General features: G+C 69.4%; 15 protein-coding genes. 6 read left to right on the forward strand and 9 right to left on the reverse strand.

What is annotated here, in order from left to right; all coding sequences use genetic code 11:
- Nucleotides 1-824 (forward strand): Ldh family oxidoreductase (locus tag Q4F04_RS10580; RefSeq protein ID WP_303369795.1); only part of this gene is annotated, 824 nt, incomplete at its 5' end.
- A gap of 413 nt (nt 825-1,237) precedes the next feature.
- Here Q4F04_RS10580 and putA read toward each other — a convergent pair.
- On the reverse strand, nt 1,238-4,645 hold the full coding sequence (putA, locus tag Q4F04_RS10585; RefSeq protein ID WP_303369796.1) for a bifunctional proline dehydrogenase/L-glutamate gamma-semialdehyde dehydrogenase PutA: 3,408 nt from the start codon (nt 4,643-4,645) through the stop codon (nt 1,238-1,240).
- A 113-nt stretch (nt 4,646-4,758) separates the two neighbouring features.
- On the opposite strand from putA, the gene Q4F04_RS10590 reads away from it, so the two are divergent.
- From Q4F04_RS10590 to Q4F04_RS10610, 5 genes are all read left to right on the forward strand, one after another.
- The gene (locus Q4F04_RS10590; protein ID WP_303369797.1) at nt 4,759-5,220 is read left to right on the forward strand and encodes an Lrp/AsnC family transcriptional regulator; all 462 of its coding nucleotides are present in this window, start codon (nt 4,759-4,761) and stop codon (nt 5,218-5,220) included.
- Nucleotides 5,221-5,286: 66 nt separating this feature from the next.
- Complete coding sequence (locus Q4F04_RS10595) at nt 5,287-6,516, forward strand: putative DNA modification/repair radical SAM protein (protein ID WP_303369798.1); 1,230 nt, start codon at nt 5,287-5,289, stop codon at nt 6,514-6,516.
- Entirely contained in the window at nt 6,516-7,949 is a 1,434-nt protein-coding gene (locus Q4F04_RS10600; protein WP_303369799.1) for a UdgX family uracil-DNA binding protein, read from the forward strand. Before Q4F04_RS10595 ends, Q4F04_RS10600 begins: the two co-directional genes overlap by 1 nt.
- Nucleotides 7,950-8,054: 105 nt before the next feature.
- Entirely contained in the window at nt 8,055-9,101 is a 1,047-nt protein-coding gene (locus Q4F04_RS10605) for an AI-2E family transporter (protein ID WP_303369800.1), read from the forward strand.
- Between the two features lie 60 nt (nt 9,102-9,161).
- Nucleotides 9,162-9,911 (forward strand): DUF2243 domain-containing protein, encoded by a 750-nt coding sequence (locus Q4F04_RS10610; protein ID WP_303369801.1) that lies wholly within the window; start codon nt 9,162-9,164, stop codon nt 9,909-9,911.
- Here Q4F04_RS10610 and Q4F04_RS10615 read toward each other — a convergent pair.
- The 8 genes from Q4F04_RS10615 to Q4F04_RS10650 all read right to left on the reverse strand — a co-directional run.
- A complete protein-coding gene (locus Q4F04_RS10615; RefSeq protein WP_303369802.1) occupies nt 9,892-10,347 on the reverse strand; it encodes a GNAT family N-acetyltransferase in 456 nt (151 codons plus the stop codon). The genes Q4F04_RS10610 and Q4F04_RS10615 overlap by 20 nt on opposite strands.
- Before the next feature lie 10 nt (nt 10,348-10,357).
- Nucleotides 10,358-10,768, reverse strand: coding sequence for a DUF6165 family protein (locus tag Q4F04_RS10620; RefSeq protein WP_303369803.1), 411 nt, complete (start codon nt 10,766-10,768; stop codon nt 10,358-10,360).
- Entirely contained in the window at nt 10,765-11,646 is an 882-nt protein-coding gene (locus Q4F04_RS10625; RefSeq protein ID WP_303369804.1) for a hypothetical protein, read from the reverse strand. Before Q4F04_RS10625 ends, Q4F04_RS10620 begins: the two co-directional genes overlap by 4 nt.
- Nucleotides 11,647-11,651: 5 nt before the next feature.
- Nucleotides 11,652-12,680 carry a UDP-glucuronic acid decarboxylase family protein gene (locus Q4F04_RS10630; protein ID WP_303369805.1) on the reverse strand — a complete coding sequence of 343 codons (1,029 nt, stop codon included), beginning with the start codon at nt 12,678-12,680 and terminating at the stop codon, nt 11,652-11,654.
- Nucleotides 12,681-12,684: 4 nt separating this feature from the next.
- Complete coding sequence (locus Q4F04_RS10635) at nt 12,685-13,770, reverse strand: glycosyltransferase (RefSeq protein WP_303369806.1); 1,086 nt, start codon at nt 13,768-13,770, stop codon at nt 12,685-12,687.
- Nucleotides 13,767-14,858 carry a glycosyltransferase gene (locus Q4F04_RS10640; protein WP_303369807.1) on the reverse strand — a complete coding sequence of 364 codons (1,092 nt, stop codon included), beginning with the start codon at nt 14,856-14,858 and terminating at the stop codon, nt 13,767-13,769. The genes Q4F04_RS10635 and Q4F04_RS10640 overlap by 4 nt, the downstream gene beginning before the upstream one ends.
- Complete coding sequence (locus Q4F04_RS10645) at nt 14,855-15,961, reverse strand: glycosyltransferase (RefSeq protein WP_303369808.1); 1,107 nt, start codon at nt 15,959-15,961, stop codon at nt 14,855-14,857. Before Q4F04_RS10645 ends, Q4F04_RS10640 begins: the two co-directional genes overlap by 4 nt.
- A partial coding sequence (locus Q4F04_RS10650) for a glycosyltransferase family 4 protein (RefSeq protein ID WP_303369809.1) occupies nt 15,958-16,754 on the reverse strand: 797 nt, incomplete at its 5' end. The genes Q4F04_RS10645 and Q4F04_RS10650, both read right to left, overlap by 4 nt.

The raw sequence follows: 16,754 nt of genomic DNA on the forward strand, positions 1-16,754 counted from the left end.
AGCCGGAACTGCAGGACGACGGCTCGCCCATCGTGCGCGTCGATGCGAAGGGCGCATTCTCGACCGCGGCCTTCGCCATCGGTCTGCCGGTGCTGGTGGCAAGGGCGCGGCAGCACGGGCTTGCGGCAATGGTCGTGAACTCCTGCACCCATATCTCGGCGCTCTGGCCGGAAATCGAGGCGATCACCGCCGAGGGGCTCGCGGCGATGGCGATGTGCCCCAGCTATTCGACGGTCGCCCCGGCGGGCGGAACCGCGCCGCTGCTGGGCACCAACCCCTTCGCCTTCGGCTGGCCGCGCAAGGATGCGTCCCCTTACGTCTTCGACTTTGCCACCTCGGTGATGGCGCGGGGCGACGTGGAACTGCACCGGATCGAGGGCCGCCCGCTGCCCGAGGGAACGGCCGTGGACCGCGACGGCAACCCCACCACCGACCCGGCCGAGGCGCTTTCGGGCGCGATGCTGCCCTTCGGCGGCCACAAGGGCTCGGCCATCTCGACCATGATCGAACTGCTTGCCGCCGCCATGATCGGCGATCTGACCAGCACCGAGGCTCTGGACTATCTCGGCACGACGACGCTCGGGCCGCATCACGGCGAGCTGATCCTCGCCTTCTCGCCCGAGCGCTTCGCCGGGGGGCGCGGCGATCCCTTCGCCCGCGCCGAGACGCTGTTTCAGGCGATCCTGGGGCAGGGCGCCCGCCTCCCCTCGCAGCGCCGCTTCGAGGCGCGGGAACGGTCAGCCGCCGAGGGCATCTCGCTGACGGCGGAGGAAGTGGAGATGCTGGAGCGGCTGGAACGCGCGCCCTTTGGCGACAAGGCGTAACGCTTACTAGTCTGGTCCCAGAGCCTGCCGAAGCCGGACGCAGGCTCAGTGTCGCGGTGAACGGGCGTTGATGGCATGACGTCCAGAATTCAGCGGCCGGACGTCCTCCGGGATTGCTCACCTCCTCGGGCTGTACTGAAGTATTCCCGGGGCTGGTGAGCGCCCGGACAGGAGGCGGATCAGAAAACAGTCGTCATGGCTGTTTTCGCGCCGGATGGGTCCAGTGGAGCGTTTTCAGTGAGCCGGGGGCGAAGCCCGGTCGAAGGCAGACAACCCCGGCTCTTTCCGGTGCTACGCCCCGCTGCCTTTGCGCAGCAATCAGGCAGCTGGTGTGAATTATCCTGCGCTACTGTGCCGTCACAAGGCTCAGGCCTCGGCGTAAAGACGGCGTCCCCTGCACGGGCGCTTCAGGCTCACCCCGCCAGCAGAGCCGCATTACCTCCCGCCGCCGTGGTGTCCACGCAGAGATGCCGTTCATGCGCGACATGGGCGCGGTCGGGCATCGCCGTGATCAGCGGCAGGATCGGGCCCTTCCGGCCCGCCAGCGCCTGCGCGTAGGCCTCGGCCAGATCGGCCTCGCCCCACCACAGCGCGCCCGAGAAGCCGTCCAGATGCGCCAGCGCGGCGGGCTCGACCCGGCCCGTGGCCTCGACGGCATAGCCGCCCAAGGCCTCGACCGCCGCACGCTGGGCGCGGGTAGCACCCGGTCCGGGGCCGAGGCAGAGAAGGGCTGGGCGGGTGTAAAGGCTCAGGCGGTTCATCTCGCCTGTGGGGCCGGGCATCAGGCGCTCGTCGATGCGGCGCTCCTCGGTCGAGCCCAGCGCGCGTTCCAGCGCGGCCATGTCCTGTGCGCCCGGGAAGGCGCCCTCGGCCAGGTCCGCCGCTTCGGGGGCATAGAAGCGCGGCAGGTAGAAGGGACCGCCCGCCTTGGGGCCGGTGCCCGACAGGCCCTCGCCGCCGAAGGGCTGCGAGCCCACCACCGCGCCGATCTGGTTGCGGTTGACATAGATGTTGCCTGCGCGGACCGCCTCGCTGATCTCCTGCACGCGGCCATCGATGCGGCTGTGCAGCCCGAAGGTCAGGCCGAAGCCGCGGGCGTTCACGTCCCGGACGACCTCGTCGAGCTTGCCGGCCGGGAAGGTGGCGACGTGCAGCACGGGGCCGAAAACCTCGCGTTCAAGGTCGCCGATGCCCGCCACGCGGATCAGCGTCGGCGCGACGAAGGTGCCGCCCTCAGGCTGCGCGCCGCGATGCAGGACCGCGTTGCCGTTGGCTTGGATGTAGCCCGCGATATCCGCCTGCGCGTCGCGGTCGATCACTGGGCCCACGTCCGTCGAAACGTGCCACGGATCGCCCACCGCCAGCTGGTCCATCGCGCCCTTGATCATCTCGATCACATGCGGCGCGCTGTCCTCCTGCAGGTAAAGGCAGCGCAGCGCGGAACAGCGCTGGCCCGCCGACTGGAAGGCCGAGGCCACGATGTCGCGCACCGCCTGTTCCGGCAGCGCGGTCGAATCCGCGATCATGGCGTTCAGCCCGCCCGTTTCCGCGATCAGCGGCGTGCCGGGGTCGAGATGCTGCGCCATACTCTGCGCGATAACCTGCGCCGTGTCGGTCGAGCCGGTGAAGACCACGCCCTTGACCCTCGGGTCTGCCGTGATCGCAGCGCCCACCGTCGCCCCGTCGCCCGGCAGCAGTTGCAGGGCATGGCGGGGCACGCCCGCCTGATGCAGCAGCCGCACGGCAAGGCCTGCGATCAGCGGCGCCTGCTCGGCGGGTTTCGCCAGCACGGCGTTTCCGGCCATCAGCGCGGCGGCAATCTGCCCGGTGAAGATCGCCAGCGGGAAGTTCCACGGGCTGATCGCCGCGAAGATGCCACGCGGGTTGCGGGTCTCGGCTTCGCCCTCGGCGGCGTAGTAGAGCAGGAAGTCCACCGCCTCGCGCAACTCGCCCACCGCGTCGGGCAGGGTCTTGCCCGCCTCGCGCGCGAGGGTGGCGAAGATCGGCCCGAAGTTATCCTCATAAAGATCGGCAGCGCGGCGCAGGATGGCGGCGCGTTCCGCGGCTGGCGCGTCCCAGACGCGGGCGTCGTCCAGCGCGCGGGCGACGGTGGCCTCGTCCGCCTCCGTGACCTCGCCGATGATTTCTCCGGTCGCGGGGTTGATGGCGGGGCGGGTCGTCCCTGAAGGCTCGGCCACGGTCAGCGGCCCGGCGGCGGGCAGGGGCGCTTGCCGCGCGGCCTCGATCCGCTCCAGCACGCCCGCGTCGGACAGGTCAAAGCCGCGCGAGTTCCGGCGCTGCGGCGCGAACAGCGCCTCGGGCGCCCTCAGGCCCCTGGGCGCGCGCGCCTCAGCCAGCGCCGCGAAGGGGTCGCGGGCGATGGATTCGGGCGTCACGCCCTCATCCACGATCTGGTGGACGAAGGAGGAGTTCGCGCCGTTCTCCAACAGCCGCCGGACCAGATAGGCCAGCAGATCGCGGTGCGCGCCCACGGGGGCATAGATGCGGCAGTGGCCCTTGGTTTCGGCCAGCAGGATGTCGTGCAGCCGCTCGCCCATGCCGTGCAGGCGCTGGAACTCGTAGGGGCGGCCTTGGGCCAGTTCCAGCACGGCGGCGGCGGTATGGGCGTTGTGGGTGGCGAACTGCGGGAACAGCCGGTCGCCCATCCCGAACAGCTTCTGCGCCAGGCAGATATAGGCCACGTCGGTCGCGGTCTTGGAGGTGAACAGCGGGAAGCCGGGCATGCCCCCGACCTGCGCCAGCTTCATCTCGGTGTCCCAGTAGGCGCCCTTGACCAGCCGGATGTTCATGCGGCGGTCATAGCGCTGCGCCATGTCGTAGAGCGCGTCGATGGTGGCACCGGCGCGCTTGCCATAGGCCTGCACGACCACGCCGAAGCCGTCCCAGCCGGCAAGCTGGGGGTCCGACAGCACCGCGTCGATCACCTGCAGCGACAGGACCAGCCGGTCCTGCTCCTCGGCGTCCACATGCAGCGCGATCCCGGCCTCGCGCGCCTGCCGGGCGAGATGGCTCACCACGGGGACCAGTTCGGCCATGACGCGTTCGGTCTTGGCGACCTCATAGCGGGGATGCAGCGCCGACAGCTTGATCGAGATGCCGGGGTTGCTGACGATCGAATCCGCCTTGGCCGCCCGGCCGATGGCGGCGATGGCGTGCTGGTAGTCGCGGGCATAGCGGGCGGCGTCGGCTTCGGTCCGCGCGGCCTCGCCCAGCATGTCGAAGGAATAGGTGTAGCCCTGCGCCTCGCGCTTGGCGCCGCGGGAAAGCGCGCCCTCGATGGTCTCGCCCAGCACGAACTGGCGGCCCATCTCCTTCATCGCGCGGCCGACGGCGGTGCGGATCACCGGCTCGCCCAGGCGGCGAACCGCGCCGCGCAGGGTGCCCGCGATGCCGGGGCGGGGTTCGGTCAGGACTTTGCCGGTCAGCATCAGCGCCCAGGTCGAGGCGTTGACCAGCGAGGACGCGGCCGTTCCCAGATGCCGGTTCCATTCCGAGGGCGCGATCTTGTCCTCGATCAGCGCGTCGATGGTGGGGGCGTCGGGGACGCGCAGCATGGCCTCGGCCAGGCACATCAGCGCCACGCCCTCGCGGGTGGAAAGGCCGTATTCGGCCAGGAAATGCTCCATCAGCGTGGGCTTGGCCTCGCTGCGGATGCGGGTGACAAGGGCTGCGGCGCGGTCGGTGATGCGCTGGCGAGTATCGGCCGGGATTGCGGCCTCGTTGACCAGCCGCTCCAGCACGGCCGTTTCGTCGGCGAACTTGGCGTCGAGACCGAGGGTAGGGAAGGCGGCAGGGGTCATGGCAGGCTCGCAGGGCTGAGGGATGGCACAGGATAGCCGGGTTCGGCTGGACGATGTGACCAAAGATGGGCAGAAGCGTAGCCCGAACACCTGCAAGGACGAGTATTTTCAGGATGACCCAGCTTGACCCCATCGACCGGCGCATCCTCGAGATCCTCGTGACGGATGCGCGGATTCCCCTGACGGAACTGGCCCGCGCGGTGGGCCTGTCCAAGACGCCCGTGACACAGCGGCTGAAACGGCTGGAGGAGACAGGCATCATCACCGGCTATCGTGCGATCCTGTCGCCGCTGAAGCTGGGGCTGACCCATGTCACCTATGTCGAGGTGTCCATGTCCGACACCCGCCAGAAGGCGCTGGAGGCGTTCAACGCCGCCGTCCGCCAGATCCCCGAGGTCGAGGAATGCTACATGATCGCGGGCGGCTACGACTACCAACTCAAGATCCGGTCGCGCGACATGGCCCATTTCCGGCAGGTCATGGCCGAGCGGATCTCGACGCTGCCCTACATCACCTCGACCTCCAGCTATGTGGCGATGGAAGCCGTGGTGGAACAGAACTGGACCGCAATCTGACGGCCGAAACCCGTTGAACACAATCCGCGTTTCCCTAGATAGGATGGGAACATCAGGGGAACTTCCGTGACGCCAGAACTGACCCGGAAGCTTGCGATCCTGTCGGACGCGGCCAAGTATGATGCCTCCTGCGCCTCCAGCGGAACGGAACGGCGCGACGCGCGCAAGGGGGGCTTGGGTTCCACCGAAGGGTCCGGCATTTGCCACGCCTATACCCCGGACGGGCGCTGCATCAGCCTGCTGAAGATCCTGATGACGAACTTCTGCATCTTCGACTGCGCCTATTGCGTGAACCGCGTCAGCAGCAACGTCGAGCGCGCCCGCTTTTCGGTCGAGGAAGTCGTGACCCTGACGCTGGAGTTCTATCGCCGCAACTACATCGAGGGGCTGTTCCTCTCCTCGGGCATCATCCGCAGCCCCGACCAGACCATGAGCGACATGGTGCGGATCGCGAAGACGCTGCGCGAGGAACATGGCTTCAAGGGCTACATCCACCTCAAGACCATCCCCGACGCCTCGCCGGAACTGATCGATGAGGCCGGGCTTTACGCCGACCGCCTGTCGATCAACATCGAGCTGCCGCAAGACGACTCCATCCGTTCGCTGGCCCCGGAAAAACGCCCCGAGACGATCCGCACCGCCATGGCTCGCGTCCGCAGCGGGCGAGAGGCGAGCCGCGAGAAAAGCCACAGCGGCAAGCGCCCCGCGCGTTTCGCGCCCGCAGGCCAGTCCACGCAGATGATCGTGGGCGCGGACGGCGCCAATGACGCGACGATCCTGAACACGAGTTCCCGGCTTTACGCGGGCTATGGGCTGAAGCGTGTCTATTATTCGGCCTTCTCGCCTATTCCCGATTCCTCGGCCATGCTGCCGCTGGTGAAGCCGCCGCTGATCCGGGAACACCGGCTCTATCAGGCCGACTGGCTGATGCGCTTCTACGGCTTCGAGGCCGAAGAGATCGCCTCGGCCACCCCCGACGGGATGCTGGACCTGGGCGTCGATCCCAAGCTGGGCTGGGCCTTGGCGCATCGCGAGGACTTCCCCGTGGACGTGAACCGCGCCACGAAGGAGCAGCTTCTGCGCGTCCCCGGCTTCGGCACCAAGACGGTGGACCGCATCCTGTCCGCCCGCCGCCACCGGACACTGGAATGGGACGACCTCGCCCGCATCGGCGCGTCGATGACCAAGGCCAAGCCCTTCATCAGCCTGCCCGGCTGGTCCCCCGGCGGGCTGATCGACAAGGACAACCTCCGCGCCCGCTTCGCGCCCAAGCCCCAGCAGTTGAGCCTGTTCTGATGCACCGCGTCGTCCTGCCCAAGACCGGAACGATGGACGCCTGGCGCGAGGCTGCCCGCCAGCTGGCCGCCCATGCCGTGCCGCCTGCCCAGGTCGAATGGGCCGTGGGAGAGGCCGAACAGACCCTGTTCGATGCCGCGCCTTTGCCGACCGGCGAGGGCCGCGCGCTCAAGGTGCCGCGCGCCTTCCTTGACCTTGCCGACCGCGCGATCCTGCACCGCGACCCCGCCGCGCCTGATCTGCTTTATCAGGCGCTGATGCGGCTTCAGGACCAGCCGCACCTGCTGGCGGACGAGGCCGATCCGCTGGTCCGCAGGCTTGAGGTGCTGCGGAAATCCGTCCGCCGCGACATCCACAAGATGCGCGCCTTCGTCCGCTTCCGCGAGATTCCCTCGGACACCCCCCGCCGCCGTTTCGCCGCCTGGTTCGAGCCGGAACACCGGGTAGTCGAGGCCAACGCCGGCTTCTTCGCCCGCCGATTCAGCGACATGGACTGGGCGATCCACACCCCCGACCTCAGCGTGATCTTCGAGGGCGGAGAGATCGGCTTCGCCCCCGGGGCGCCGCGTCCCGACCTGCCGGACGATGCGGCGGAATCGCTCTGGGCCACTTACTTCACCAACATCTTCAACCCGGCGCGGATCAAGCTTGGCTCGATGCGCCAGCACATGCCGGTGAAATACTGGAAGAACATGCCGGAAACGGCGCAGATCCCCGCCATGCTGGAAGGCGCCGAGGCCCGCGTGCGCGCCATGCAGGCGGCGGGCGCGACCCATGCCCCGGCGCGGGCGGCGACCATCACCGAACGCTACCGTGCCGCCATGCCGAAACCGCCCGAGGTGATCGGGACGCTCGAGGACGCCCGCGCCGCCGTCCAGCATTGCACCCGTTGCGGCCTCTGCCGCCACGCGACGCAGGCGGTCTTCGGCGAGGGGCCTGCAGACGCCCGCCTGATGGTCGTGGGCGAGCAGCCGGGCGACCAGGAGGATCTGCAGGGCCGCCCCTTTGTCGGCCCGGCGGGCAAGGTGCTGGACGAGGTGATGCAGCAATCCGGGCTGGACCGCGCGCAGGCGTGGATGACGAACGCGGTCAAGCATTTCAAGTTCACCCCACGGGGCAAGCGCCGCATCCACCAGTCCCCCGACAAGGGCGAGGTCGCCGCCTGCAAATGGTGGCTCGACCTCGAGCGCGGCTTCGTCAGGCCGCAACTGACCCTCGGCCTCGGCGCGACCGCCGCTCTGGCGCTGACGGGGACGGGCGCGGGCATCACGAAGCGGCGCGGCACCGTCGAGCAAACGCTGGACGGCCCGGTGCTGCTCAGCTGGCATCCCTCCTATATCCTGCGCATCCCCGACGCGGGCCGTGCGGCCGAGGCGCGGGCGCAACTGGCCGAGGATCTGGCGCTTGCCCGCAGGCTGCTGACGCAGGGCTGAAACCCCGCCTCGCGGTTGCGAACCCGATGAGGCCCGGCCACGTTGGACATCGCGGCCCTCTGCCGCCGATGGGCATTGCCCTTCGAGATTCCGCAAAGGCCTCCCATGCCCCGAGCCGTCCCCGCCGCCGTCTTTGTCACCCTGCTGATCATTCTGCTGGCGCTGCTGGCGTGGCAGTTGTCCTTTGTCCTGCTGCTGGCCTTTGCCGGCATCCTGCTTGCGGTGCTGCTGCGGCATCTGGCGCTGATCCTGTCGCGCCACACGCCGGTCTCGACCTCGGCGGGGGTGCTGGTCGTCTCGCTGGCCATCGCGCTGCTGCTGGTGCTGGGCATCGTCTTCCTCGGGCCCCAGCTTTTCGGACAGGTCGATCAGGTCATCCGCAGCCTGCCCGCCGCGCTGGACCAGGTCGAGGTGCTGCTGCAGCAATATTCCTGGGGCCAGTTCCTGCTGGAACGGGTGCCGACGGCGGACGAAAGGCCGAACTGGAACATCCTCGGCACCATCAGCGGCACCGTCTCCACCGTGGTGGGGGTGTTGGCGAATATCGTGATCGTGGTGACGGTGGCGATCTTTCTCGCCTCGGACCCGCAGCTTTACCGCCAGGGCGTGCTGCACCTGATCCCGCTGGACAAGCGCGAGCGGACGGCCGAGATCATGGACGCGCTGGGGCAGGGCCTCTGGCGCTGGCTGATCGGGCAGGGGATCGCCATGGCGACGGTCGCGGTGCTGGCCGGCATGGGCCTGTGGCTGATCGGGGTGCCGCTGGCGATGGGGCTTGGGCTGATCGCGGGGCTTCTGGACTTCATCCCCTATGTCGGCCCCTGGCTGGGGGCCGCGCCCGCCGTGCTGCTGGCCTTGGCCCAAGGCCCGACCGAGGCGGTCTATACGGCGATCCTGTTCCTCGTCATCCAGCAGGTCGAGGGCAACGTGCTGATGCCGGTGATCCAGAAGAAGGCCAGCGCCCTGCCGCCGGTGCTGACCATCCTTGCCGTCGTGGCCTTCGGCGTCCTTTTCGGCTTCATGGGCGTGCTGCTGGCGACGCCGCTTCTGCTGGTGACGATCATTCTGGTGCGGATGATCTATGTCGAGGACGTGCTGGGCGACCATTCCATCGAGGCCCCCGAGGAAGAAGCCGCGAAGAAGGCTTCCTGACCGACCGGCGGAACATTTCGCCATCCTTGCCTGTTCCTGCTTCAAGGGGAGAATGCGCCCATGAGCGACAGGCGATGGATATGGGCCGGGGCCACCTTGGGCTTTGCGCTGGGCGGGTTCTTCGACGGCATCCTGCTGCACCAGATCCTGCAATGGCATCATCTTCTCAGCCTCGTGCCCGGAATCGCCGACATCCGCATGCAGGTGATGTGGGACGGGGTCTTTCACGCGCTGATGTATGTGATCGCGGCGGTGGGCCTCGTGGCCCTGTGGCGGGCGCAGCAGCGGGAGGCCGCGGTTCCGCGCGGCGTGATTGTCGGCGCGCTGCTGATCGGCTTCGGCGCGTGGCATGTCATCGACACCTTCCTGTCGCACTGGTTCCTCGGCATCCACCGGATCAAGGATGACAGCCCCAACCCGCTGGCTTGGGACCTGCTGTGGCTGGTCGTCTTCGGGCTGGTGCCGCTGCTGGCAGGCCTGCGGATGCTTCGCGGGGGCGGTGGGGCTGCCTCGGCGCGGATGGTGGTGACGGGACTGGCGCTGCTGACTCTGGGCGCGGGCGCCTGGTCGCTGCGGATGCCGCCGGACATGCCGCTGACGGCGATCGTCTTCCGGCCCTCGGTGGATGCGGCGCGGGCCGCCGCGATCCTTGACGACGCGGGCGCGCGGGTGGTCTGGGCCGACCCGGCGATGTCCGTGGTTCTGGTCGATGTCCCGCGCGACCGGCGGTGGAGCTTCTATGCCAAGGGCGCGATGCTGGTCAGCGGTTCGGGCGTGCCCGCCGGCTGCTTCAACTGGAGCCGGGCGTGACCCGCCGCTTGACGAAGCGCACCTGCCCGTCGTCCAGCACGCCCGCCGGGACCCAGCCGAGGTGAAGATAGAAGCCCCAGGCGGGCAGGCTTTCGTCGCTGCCCGTCGCCAGCCAGATCTGGTCCCAGCCCTGCTGGAATAGCCATGACTCGGCCTCGGCCGTCAGCCGCCGGCCGATGCCGCGCCGCTCATGGCCCGGGCGCACGAACAGCCCGAAGACGGTCGCCCGCGCGCAATCCGCCATCGAGAAGCCTGCGGCGGTGCCCTCCACATGGGCCAGCCAGGCCCGGCTGCGGGTCCGCAGCATCCCGGCGAGGCTGTCGGACGTCACCTCCAGGGCCGAGAGTTCCTCGCGCGACTGGTGGTTCTGCGCGACGCTGGTGCGGATGTCGAACAGCGTCTCGATGTCGTCGGGCGTGGCGAGGGTGATCCGCATGGGACGCAGCTTACCCCAGCTTCGAGGCGGCGGCGTGGAATTTCTCCTCGACCAGTTCAGACCGCAGCAGGTCGTTGATCCGCCGCTTGATGGCCGAGCGTTCGTCGTTCGTCAGATAGACCGACCGCGCGAGTTCGATGAAGCCTGCGCCAAAGTCCGACGCCGTCTCGCAGGCGCGGATGTCGTCCTCGATCCGCCAGAGCGCTGCGTTGACCCGGCGCAACCCGTCCAGCAGCGGCGTAAGCCCCGGCTGCGCCATCACCGGCGCGGCGACCTGCCGTAAAAGCGCAAGCTCGCGCCCGACATTGGCGCGGGCGGCGGGGTCGGCGATCCGCTCGGCCTTGAGTTCGAGGATGGTGATCTTGTCCAGAAGCTCGCCCCAGGACACGGGCGCAAGGGGGGCTGCACGGAAGTCGGTCATGTCATCGCTCCTGTCGCAAGCGCGGGCTCGTGGCGCAGCGCCCGGGTCACGTCCGCCATCACGGCTTCCCAGTCGCCCGGCGCGGGCTGGCGGAAGACGCGCATCGCCGGATACCAAGGGGTGCGGGTGCTGTCGGTCGGCCAGCGCCAGTCGGGGTCATGCCTGACCAGCAGCCAGACCGGCCGCCTGAGAATCCCCGCCAGATGCGCGATCATCGTGTCCACCGTGACCACCAGCGCTGCGCCCGCCACAAGCTGCGCCGTCAGCATGATGTCCAGAGGGCAGCCGTCCGGGTTCAGCACCGGCAGGCCGCTCGGCCCCGGCATCAGCGACAGCGCCGCGCCGTCGCAGAGGGGCGCGAACATCGCCTGCGGGATGGATCGTTCCGCATCCCAGTCCCCCGCGCCCCAGCACAGCGCCACCGTGCCGGGCGGCAGGGCGGCGGGCATGACCTTCATCCGCGGAATGGGCGCATCCGCAGGCCCGGCCTGCAGCGCGAACGGCAGTTCCATGATCTCGATGTCGCAATCCTGCGGGGGCAGGGGGTGCGCCACGTCGAAGGGCCGCAGGCCGATGCCGGGAAAGTCCCGGAACAGCGGCAGCAGGTGCGGCTGCATCTCGACCGTGACGCTGGCCGCGCGGGCCGCCAGCAGCGGCAGGAAGCGCGAGAACATCAGCGTGTCGCCAAGCCCGTGATAGCAGCGCACCAGCACCTTCCGCCCGTCGAAGGGCCGTCCGTCCCAGACCCAGCGCAGGTGATAGGGCAGGCTCGGGTCATCGCGCGTCGCCAAGTCGCGGGCAGCCAGCGCCTTTGCGGCGATGTCCCATGCGGCGGGGAAATCGCCGCGCCGCATGGCCTGCGTCCAAGGGTCGCTCATCGCGCTCAGCCGGCCACCCCGGCGGCCGGCGCGGCCACGAGTTCCTCGGCGAACCAGGCGCAGGTCGCCTCCAGCCCCTCAGCCAGCGGCACCCGGGGCGCCCAGCCGAGCAGCGCGCCCGCGCGGCTGATGTCGGGGCGGCGGCGGCGGGGGTCGTCCTGGGGCAGCGGGCGATAGGCAACCGGCGCGCTGGTGCCGGTCAGGTCCAGCACATGGCCCAGAAGCTCGTTCACCGTCATCTCGTGGGGGTTGCCGAGGTTCACCGGCTCCATCCCGTCGAACTCGACGTCCATCAGGGCGATCAGCCCCGCCACCATGTCCGAGACATAGCAGAAGCTGCGGGTCTGGCTGCCGTCGCCATAGACCGTCAGTTCATCGCCCCGCAGCGCCTGGCAGATCAGGTTCGACACCACGCGCCCGTCGTCGGGGTCCATGTTCGGACCGTAGGTGTTGAAGATGCGGGCGACCCGCACCTGCGCCCGCCCGGCGCGGCCATAGTCGAAGGTCAGCGCCTCGGCGGCGCGCTTGCCCTCGTCATAGCAGGCGCGGGGGCCGGTGCAGCTGACGTTGCCGCGATAATCTTCCGGCTGCGGATGGATCTCGGGGTCGCCATAGACCTCGCTGGTCGAGGTCAGCAGGAAACGCGCTTTCGCCGCCTCGGCCAGGTGCAGCAGGTTGTTGGTGCCGACCACGTTGGTCAGCATCGTGTGTTCCGGGTCGCGCTGGTACAGCGGCGGCGAGGCCGCGCAGGCGAGGTTCCAGACGCGGGTGATGCGCGGCGCCATCCGCAGCACCTCGGCCGGCAGGGGCTGGCTGATGTCGTGGCGCAGGAAGCGGAAGCCGGGCTGGCCTTCCAGCGCCCGCAGGTTCGAGGGCCGCGAGGTCTGCAGGTTGTCGAGGCACAGGACCGACTCGCCCCGGTCCAGCAGCGCGCGGCAGAGATGCGATCCGATGAAGCCCGCCCCGCCCGCGACGACGTTGAGCGCCAGCGGCCGCACGGTCGAGCGCGGACTGTCCAGGTCGGTCTTCCTCATGGTCTCATCCCTCCGCTGTTTCGACGTGCCGGGTTGCGGCCTTGTGAGCCGCCGCTTCGGCCAGATGCGCTTCCAGTTCCGCCGCCCGGTGGTCGGACGAATGCGCGTCCTTGATCCGCGCCCGCGCCGCCCGCCCCATCGCGCCCGCATCGCCGTCCAGCGCGGCCAGCACGCAACCCGCGCCGTCGGCCAGAACGATCTCGACGCCCGGGCGGAACAGCGTCTCGATCCCGTCCCACTTGTCCGAGATGATGGGCGTGGCGCAGGCCCCGGCCTCGAACAGCCGGACGGATGGCGACCAGCCCGCGCGGATCATGTCGGCCCGCGTCACGTTCAGGGTGAAGCGGCTGGCCGAGTAGAACTCCGCGTGGTCGGCGGGCGGGCAATGCTCGATCCGTTCGACGTTTCCGGGCCAGTCGATGCCCGAGGGATACTGCGGTCCGGCCACGACAAAGCGCAGATCGGGGCGGCGGCGGGCAGGTTCCAGCAGCAGCCGTTCCAGCGTGGGCTGGCGGTCGTCGCTGTAGGTGCCGAGGTAGGACAGGTCCCAGCGCTTGGGCACCTCGCGCGGGCCGTAAAGGTCCAGGTCCACCGAGCAGTAGAGCGCCCGCGCCATGGGCGAGCGGTAATGCCGCTCGATATGCCGCAGCGTCGGGCCGCCGGTAAAGGACAGGTAGACGTCGAAGCCGGGGATCACCTCGGGCGAGAGATATTCATGGTCGCCCCGCTCCAGCTTCGCGAGCGTCACCGGTGTGTCGATGTCGTAGAAACCGGTCGTGCCCCGCGCCCAGGACTGGATGCGGCGGGACACTTCGACCCCATCGGGGACGTAGCTGCCGACGATCACCGCATCGGCCTGCGCGATCTCGTCGCGCCAGCGGTCGAGGCCGGGCAGGTCCGCGTAGAACTCCAGCCGGCACCAGTCGGGATCGGTCAGGTCGCGCTGACTAGCATACCAGGGCACGTCGCGTTCGAGGAACAGGACGTCGTGCCCGCGCCGGGCAAAGGACTTGAGCAGCGCCCGGAAGGTGGTGGCATGACCGTTCCCCCATGAGGACGACAGCGACAGCCCGAGGACGACCAGCTTCATGCCCGCGCCTCCTCAAGCTGCCGCGCATGAGCCTTGAACAGCGCGTCCACCTGAGCGCCGCGCAGGGCATAACTGTGTTCGGCCTTGACCCGCGCCAGCGCCGCCTGCCCGATGTCCTTCGCGCGCTCGGGCGTCAGGGTGGCGAGGTGGTCGGCCACGTCCTGCCCGTCGCGGGCGACCAGCACTTCCGAGTTCGGGGTCAGGAACAGCTCGATCCCCTCCCAGGCGTCGGTGATGAGGCAGGCGGCGGCGCCCGCGGCCTCGAAGACGCGGGTGGCGGGGGAAAAGCCCACGTTCGCCATGCTGTCGCGGGCGACGTTCAGCACGGCCAAGGGCGTGGAGTTGAAGGCGTTGTGTTCATGCGTATAGACGTGGCCCAGATGGCGGACGTTGCCCGGCATCTCCTTGGTTTCCCAGCCGTTGCCGCCGAGCAGGAAGCTGCGGTCCGCCAGCATCGCGGCTGGCTTGAGGAAGAACTCCTCGACCCGCGCCTCGCGGTCGGGCAGGCGGTTGCCGAGGAAAGCGAGGTCCGAGGCGAATTTCGGGTCCGCCGGGGCGGGATGGTGCGTCGTGGGGTCGAGCGCATTGTAGACCGGCTCGCACAGCTTCGCGCCGAAGCCGCGATAGGCGTCCACCACCGGCGGACCGCCGCCATAGGTCAGCACCATGTCGAGGGCCGGCAGCGCGCGGCGCACGGGATGGCTGTCGTCCCCGCACATCTCATCCAGCGTGGCGGCGGCGTCCACGTCCCAGAAGATCTTGAGCGCGCCGGGGCGGGCCTGCGCGACCACGCCCTCCAGCAGTTCGCGGTCGAAGACGCCGACGCCGTTGGCTTTCACCACGATGTCGGCGTCGGCGGCCTCGGCCAGCACGCCGCGCATGGCCTCCTCGGTCGCGGGATAGACGACGGACCGGCACCAGTCCGGCGGGTCGATGTCGCGGTGCTTCTGCCGGTCGAAGGCGTCGGGTTCGTAGAAGGTGATGTCGTAGCCGCGCTTGGCCAGTTCGCCCAAGATGCCGCGGTAATAGGTGGCCGCGCCGTTCCAGTAGGAGGACAGCAGGCTCGATCCGTAGAATGCGATCTTCATGCCGCAGAGGCTCCGAGGTTGAGGCCGAGCGTTCCGGCGATGGAGAGGAGTTCCTGTGCGCGATGGGCGCAGGTGTGGCGGGCGCGGATGGTTTGGAGGCCATGGGACGCCAGCGAGGCGCGCAGGGCGGAGTCGTTCGCAAGGTTGCGCAGGTGGGCGGTCATTTCAGCCCCGTCGCGGGCGAACAGGAAGTCGCCGGGGCGGAACAGGTTTTCGCTGTCGGCCCACGGGGCCGAGACGAGGGGGATGCCGCAGGCCAGCGCCTCGAAGACGCGGATGGTGGGGATGCCGGGCAGCATCGTGGTGTAGAAGCGGCGCGGGACGTGGACCGTCGCCATGTGGTGGGCGAAGATGCCCGGCGCGGCAGCGTTCGGTGCCCAGCCGTGATAGCGGACGCCGTAGCGGTCCAGCGTCGCCAAGGCTTCGGCCGGATAGCGCACGCCGTGGATGTCGAGCGGCAGGTTGGCCTCCTGCGCCGGGCGGAAGAGGAAGCTTTCCAGTTCCCCGGTCCGCTCGCCGTCGCCCCAGTTGCCGATCCAGACGAGGCCCTCGCGGTCGCTTTCCTGCGCGGGCGGGTGGAACAGGCGGGTGTCGGCGGCCTCGTGCCAGGTCCACACGCGGTCGCCCCAGCCCCAGCGGCGATAGACCTCGGAGAGAGTCTCGCCAAAGGCCAGCACGCCGTCGAAGCCCGACAGGTCGAAGGCGCGGATCGCCTCCGGGTCGCTGACGGCGCGGTGGTGGGTGTCGTGGAACAGCAACTTGAAGCGGGCGCCGCCTTTCCGGGCCTTGCCAAGCGTGGCGGCCAGCGAGGGGTCATTCCATTCATGGACGATCACCAGATCGGCGTTGCCCGCCAGTTCCACCGGATCGGCGGCGGGATCGTAGGTCTCGACTGTCAGTTCGGGATAGTTCCGGCGGAAGGGCTCCAGCCCCGCCTGCCCGTGGTCGCGCAAAAGGTTGTCGAGGCTCCAGGCGCCCTGCGGTTCCAGCGCGCGGACATGGTGGCCGAGCGCCGCCAGCTCCCGCAGCACGCCGCGCAGGAAATGGGCGTTGCCGTGGTTCCAGCAGCTTTGCAGCGAATGGGTGAAATAGACGATCTTCATGCGGCTTTGTCCTTGGCCGAAAGGAGGTCGCGGTAGATGCCGGTCATCTGCGCGGCCATCGCGGCAGGGATGTAGCGGGCGGCGCGGCCTCGGGCCGCCTCGCCCTGCGCCGCGTGGCGGGCAGGGTCGGCCAGAAGGGCGGCAATGGCTTGGGCAAAGCCCTGTGCGTCGCCGGGGGGGACGAAGGTGGCGGCGCCGTTCCAGAGCTCGCGGAAGGTGGGGATGTCCGACAGCACCAGCGGGCAGCCCGCCTGCGCGGCTTCCAGCACGGAAAGGCCGAAGGGCTCGAAGCGCGCGGCGCTGGTGAAGACGGGGCGGCGGGCCAGCCAGCGGGCGATCTGGTCGGCGGGCAGCGGGCCAGTTGCCCGGAGATGTGTGGGCGTCACCGTCGCCCCGTGCGGCGCGCAGGTGGCGCCGATTGCGACGAAAGGCGCGTCCAGCATCGCCGCAGCGGCATCAAGGGTGGCCGTGTCCTTCACCTCGTCCCACAGCCGCCCGATGGTCAGCGCCCCAAGGAAGGGACAGGCTTGAGAGAGAGGCACCCTGCCGTCGAAAACGGCAGCAGTCGTCATGGTCGGGCCGTCATGATCGCCACCCGGCTTCCCTGCAAGGAGCATCGGCGTGCGGCCGTTGTGAACCGCGGCAGGCATCACGGGCAGGCCGTAGCGCCGCAAGGTGGCCTCGGCATAGGCGCGGGTCGGGGCGACTACGCAATCCGCTGCGCGCAGGCCCCGGCCCACCAGTTCCGGCAGCCAGGCGAGCGCGGGGACCACCGGGCCGCCACGCGCCGCGT

The organism is Paracoccus sp. (in: a-proteobacteria) (assembly GCF_030536915.1).
Classification (GTDB): Bacteria; Pseudomonadota; Alphaproteobacteria; order Rhodobacterales; family Rhodobacteraceae; genus Paracoccus.